Source organism: Azospirillum sp. B506 (assembly GCF_000333595.1).
Classification (GTDB): Bacteria; Pseudomonadota; Alphaproteobacteria; order Azospirillales; family Azospirillaceae; genus Azospirillum.
The window spans coordinates 1-4,789 of record NZ_BADK01001135.1; the positions used below are offsets into that span (position 1 = coordinate 1).

At 67.8% G+C, this 4,789-nt stretch carries 6 protein-coding genes; 1 reads left to right on the plus strand and 5 read right to left on the minus strand.

All coding sequences use genetic code 11. The annotated features are described in order from the left end of the window. From I71_RS34450 to I71_RS34470, 5 genes are all read right to left on the minus strand, one after another. A partial coding sequence (locus tag I71_RS34450) for a biotin carboxylase N-terminal domain-containing protein (protein ID WP_042704808.1) occupies positions 1-342 on the minus strand: 342 nt, incomplete at its 3' end. Positions 343-361: 19 nt separating this feature from the next. Continuing rightward, positions 362-814 carry an acetyl-CoA carboxylase biotin carboxyl carrier protein gene (accB, locus tag I71_RS34455; RefSeq protein ID WP_042704809.1) on the minus strand — a complete coding sequence of 151 codons (453 nt, stop codon included), beginning with the start codon at positions 812-814 and terminating at the stop codon, positions 362-364. Between the two features lie 22 nt (positions 815-836). Continuing rightward, a complete protein-coding gene (gene aroQ / locus I71_RS34460) occupies positions 837-1,286 on the minus strand; it encodes a type II 3-dehydroquinate dehydratase (RefSeq protein ID WP_012973695.1) in 450 nt (149 codons plus the stop codon). Between the two features lie 164 nt (positions 1,287-1,450). Then, positions 1,451-2,284 (minus strand): ABC transporter substrate-binding protein, encoded by an 834-nt coding sequence (locus I71_RS34465; RefSeq protein ID WP_042704812.1) that lies wholly within the window; start codon positions 2,282-2,284, stop codon positions 1,451-1,453. Between the two features lie 189 nt (positions 2,285-2,473). After that, the gene (locus I71_RS34470; RefSeq protein ID WP_042704810.1) at positions 2,474-3,946 is read right to left on the minus strand and encodes a dynamin family protein; all 1,473 of its coding nucleotides are present in this window, start codon (positions 3,944-3,946) and stop codon (positions 2,474-2,476) included. Positions 3,947-4,113: 167 nt separating this feature from the next. On the opposite strand from I71_RS34470, the gene I71_RS34475 reads away from it, so the two are divergent. After that, positions 4,114-4,764 (plus strand): hypothetical protein, encoded by a 651-nt coding sequence (locus tag I71_RS34475; protein WP_042704811.1) that lies wholly within the window; start codon positions 4,114-4,116, stop codon positions 4,762-4,764. Positions 4,765-4,789 lie beyond the last annotated feature (25 nt).

Here is a 4,789-nt window from a genome sequence, read left to right on the forward strand (position 1 = left end):
CGCCATGATCCGGATATGGTCCGGCGTCGGGCCGATGAAGGTGAAGCCGTGCTCCTCCACCATCTCCGCGAACTGGGCGTTCTCCGACAGGAAGCCGATGCCGGGATGGATGGCGTCGACGTTGGTGATCGACGCCGCCGACAGGATGGCCGGAATGTTGAGATAGCTGTCGCGCGCGGACGCCGGGCCGATGCACACGCTTTCGTCGGCGAGGCGGACGTGCATGGCGTCGGCGTCGGCGGTGGAATGCACCGCCACGGTCTGGATCCCCATTTCGCGGCAGGCGCGGTGGATGCGCAGAGCGATCTCACCACGGTTCGCGATCAGGACCTTTTCGAACATCGCCAAGGGAATGCCCCGCTTACTCGATGATGAGGAGAACTTCGCCGAACTCGACCGGCTGGGCGTCGGACACCAGCACCTCGGCGACCGTGCCGCCGCGCGGCGCCTTGATCGGGTTCATGACCTTCATCGCCTCGATGATCATGATGGTCTGGCCGGCCTTGACCACGTCGCCCGGACGGACGAAGGGCGTGCCGCCAGGTTCGGCCGCCAGATAGGCGGTGCCGACCATCGGCGAGGTCACGGCACCCGGATGGCTCGCCGGCCGGCCCGGGGCGGCAGCCGCCGGAGCGGCGATCGGGGCGGCCGCCAGAACCGGGGCGGCCTGGACGGCGACCGTCTGGGCGGCGGTCGGGCGGGTTACGCGGATGCGCTTTTCGCCTTCGGCGAACTCGATCTCGCTCAAGCCCGTCTCACGCAGGAGGTCCGCCAGCTTGCGGACCAGATCGCCGTCGATGTCGAAGCTCGCCATGATGTCAGTCGTTCCCGTTTCCTTAATCGCGGTCGATGATGTTCGCGATGGCGTCCAGCGCCAGAAGATACCCGTGCGGCCCGAACCCGCAGATCATTCCCCTCGCCACCGGCGAGATGTAGGAGTGATGGCGGACCGGCTCGCGCTTGAAGATGTTCGACAGATGGACCTCGATCACCGGCAGCTCCGACAGGATCAGGCTGTCCATGATCGCGACCGAGGTGTGGGTGTAGGCGCCGGCGTTGATGACGATGCCGTCATTCTCCGTGCGGGCCTGTTGAATCCACGAGACCAGTTCGCCTTCGTGGTTCGACTGCCGGAAATCCACGGTCAGACCCAGCGTGTCGGCACGCTCGTGGCAGGCGGCCTCCAGATCGTCCAGGGTCATCGACCCGTAGATTTGCGGCTCCCGCACACCCAGCATGTTCAGGTTCGGCCCGTTGAGGACCAGAATCGACGCGTCGATGGCCACGGCCCGCGCCCCTTTTCCAAGATCGAAACCGCGCGTTTATATCACGAAGCATCGTTCTGTCCATGGCGACGGGGGCACCCGGCACCGAAAAGCACGCCGAAAGCCGGACAATCGACGCGAACGGGCCGGAAGACCGTGTGAAACCCAGGGAAATTCTGGGGCATTCAGGGAGGAGGCTGAACCGTGTGGCCGACCAGCAGCTGACGGTAGACACCCTGCTGCTTCAACGTTTTCAGTCCGTCGTTGAAGGTGGCGACCGTCTCCTCCGCCCCCGGGGTTGCGCGTCCGACCACCAGATGCAGCGTCACCACGCCGAAGGGCCGCTCCGCCACGCGGATATCGTCCGCCAGCCCCAGCCGCGCGATGGCCGCGGCGCCGCTGAACTCGTCGATCACCAGCACATCCGCCCGCCCGGTCGCCACCATCCGGACACAGGCGCCCAGGTCGGAGGGAGTCTGCCGGGTCAGAAGCCCCTGGGTGACAAGCGCTTCCAACTCGGGCGGCAGGCTGTAGCCGACCGGCTGGCAGATCGTCCGCCCACGGAAATCGTCCAGCCTGTCGGGACCGGCAACGCTGGCACGGTCATGGCCATGGAAGTCCATCGCAGACCGGTTCGACAGATAGACGAACTGCCGCACCTCCATCACCGGGTCAGAGAACACCACGTCCCGTTCCCGCTCCGGCGTGCGGACATAGGGGAAGGTGGCGAGGAAACGGCCGGACACCACCCCATCATAGCCGCGCTTCCACGGCATGAAGCGCACGTCGTACCGCCGCCCGCTGACTGCGAAGGCCCGCCGGACCAGGTCGGTCACCAGCCCGCCCTCCGGCAGGTCCTCTCCCGTGTAAGGCGCGTAATCGCCGCCTGTCACCAGATCGAGCCCGGTGTAGGGGGCCGGCAGCGGGGCTGTGCCGGAGGTCGCACCGGGACTCGCATCAGAACCGGACGCCCGCACCGGCGTCCCGGCCGAAATGCACAGCATAAGTGCGGCCAGCATGGCGCAGGCCGCTGCCGCGCCGCCGCGAAGCGTCGGCCAAGCCCGATTGGCCACCCTTCCTGCCGCTTCCCGCACGTCCACTGGTCATCCACTGGTGGTTCCGGCGCCCCCGCCGGGCGGCGTGACCCAGGATCTAACGACGCATCGGCCGCTCTGTAAAGAGCGGCCGGGACTCCTCGCGGTGCGCGGTCAATATGCGGTCGCGGCTGGATCGCGAGCGGCTTCCCGGGCTCGGCGGCCAGCCGGGTCGGTGTAGAGATCGTTGACGCGCTGGACATGCACTGCCGTCGCCTCGCGGATGGCGAAGATCGCCTTGCGCGCCCGCCCGCCCCAGCCGGCCGGCTGCTTGGCGAAGATGGGGCGGAAGAAGCGGGTGTTCTTCAGGAAGGCCTGCCGCAGGTTCAGGTCGACGTCGCCGAAGCGGTCGCTGAGGGACGCGGCGATGCGTCGGGCGAAGAACTGGCGAATTTTGAAATGCCCGGCCAGAAAAAGGCCGCCCATCAGCACCACGGTGCCGATCAGGTGCAGCGGCAGCCCGCTGTCGCCGGTCTCGGACAGCCAGCCGAGGAAGGCGCCGAAGCCGCCGCCGGCCGTCTGCACCACCGCACCCAGCAGCAGCAGCAGCAGCACGGCCCACACCGCGTCGACGGTCAGCACGCGGCGGCGCCACGTCGCCATCGCGTCACGCAGCTTGGGCAGCACCTCCCCCTCCAGCTCCTTGGTCAGGCTGTCGATGGAACCGATGATGCGATAGGCACGGGCGACCTCCACCTCGTCGATTCGGGTCTGGATTTCGGCCAGGTCATGGTTGCGCCGCGCCTCGTAGCGGGCACGGCGGCCGTCATCCTCGATGTCGACGGCAGAGCGCTGGTCGTAGATGGCGTAGAAGCGGCCCGACACCAGGCCGGCCTGGGCGATGGCGCGCTGCCAGGCACCGAACACCGCCTCCAGATTGTCTTCCTTCGCGGTGGTGTCGACCTGATTGAGGATGTAGCAGACCTTACGGGCGTCGGCGCGGTTGACCGTCTTGGCGACCAGATGGCGCAGCGTGTCCTGCATGGCGCCCGGTTCCGGATGGCGGGCGTCGAAGAAGACCAGCACGAGGTCCGACAACTCGACGATATGGTCCACCAGCCGCAGGACGGACCGGCGCTGGTCGTCGGCGTCGAAGCCCGGCGAATCGATGAAGATCTTGCCCTTCGTCCGCGGCCCGGACAACGTCTTCAACTGTAGGTAATTGTCGATCCGCTTGCCCTCGCCGGCCGCAACCTTCTCGATCTCGTCGGCGATGCGATAAAAGGGGAAACGCGGGTCGGCATTCAGCGCGGTGCCGGGCAGCGCCTCCTTGCGGGTTTCCGGACCGTGGCAGATCACGGTGAACTTGTCGTCGACCGCCTGGTTGCCGGTGTTCTGCAGCACCTCGCCGAGATAGCCGTTGAGAAAGGTCGACTTGCCGGCCGAGAAGGTGCCGAGCACCGCGACCATCGGCCACCAGGGAATGCGGGTGGTCAGCGACTCATGACGGTCGATCAATCCCAGCCCGGCCAGGATGCGGTCGAAGGCGCGGAAGGTCGGAAGGACCGGCAGCAGATTGGGGTTTTCCGCACGCAGATGGGCATCCAGGGCCGCAAGGCGCTGCTGAAGGGCTTGCCGGGGGGTCATGGGCGGGTGAATTCCACTGTTGCACGGACCGATGAGGACCGCTCTTTCCTAGCACGGGCGTGACCGGTACCGGACATGAAATCTCCCTCATCATCCATGCGGCATGTATGGGCGGAGTCTGTGGACGGAAACGGGAACAGCACGGGGCGGCTGCGTGTTGTCCGGCAATGGACGACGCCGACGGCCCCGACGACGGCTCCGCACCAGCCACGCCGGAACAGACGCACCGGCTGACCGCGGAGGAGCTGACCTTCCTGCTGCGCGACCCGATGCTGCGGGCGCGGGAGGCGGAGCGTGCCGCACAGTCCAACCGCAACCGCACCGAACGGCGGGCGGCCGACCCGGCCTATGCCGAGCGGTTGCGCGCAGGCGACCGCGAGCGCCAGCGCCGGCGCCGGTTTCGCGAGTCCATCGGCCGGCCCGAGGCGCCGGAGCCACCCCCCGCAGCCCTGCCCGACCTGACCGAGGCCCAGGCGGCGGCTAGGCTGGCCGGCCATCTGGATCGCGATCGCTCCGCACAGGCGGCACAGTTGCGCGGACGGCCCGACCGCATCCGGCTATATGCCGAGGCCTTCGTGACCTATCGCATGCTTTCGGCCGATGGCGTGCGGCCGACCTGTGGGGCGCTCGGCGCCCTCCTGAAATCCCGCTTCGGCCGCGGCGTCACGCGGTCCCAGGTGCAGAAGCTGCGCGACCATGTGGAGGGCTTCGCCTCGTCCGGCGGACCCTGGGCTGTCGGGTCGCCACACCCGTCGGGCACTGTCCGAAGGGAAAAGGCCGATACGCATAGTCACGCGCCAGGGCCGCGACGCCGCTGATCGCGGTTTCCAGACCGCGGTTAAT

What these genes read in the sequence shown, in the direction of transcription:
- accB (WP_042704809.1), bottom strand. Translation starts at nt 814, where the DNA reads ATGGCGAGCTTCGACATCGACGGCGATCTGGTCCGCAAGCTGGCGGAC.
- I71_RS34465 (WP_042704812.1), bottom strand. Translation starts at nt 2,284, where the DNA reads ATGCTGGCCGCACTTATGCTGTGCATTTCGGCCGGGACGCCGGTGCGG.
- I71_RS34470 (WP_042704810.1), bottom strand. Translation starts at nt 3,946, where the DNA reads ATGACCCCCCGGCAAGCCCTTCAGCAGCGCCTTGCGGCCCTGGATGCC.
- I71_RS34475 (WP_042704811.1), top strand. Translation starts at nt 4,114, where the DNA reads ATGGACGACGCCGACGGCCCCGACGACGGCTCCGCACCAGCCACGCCG.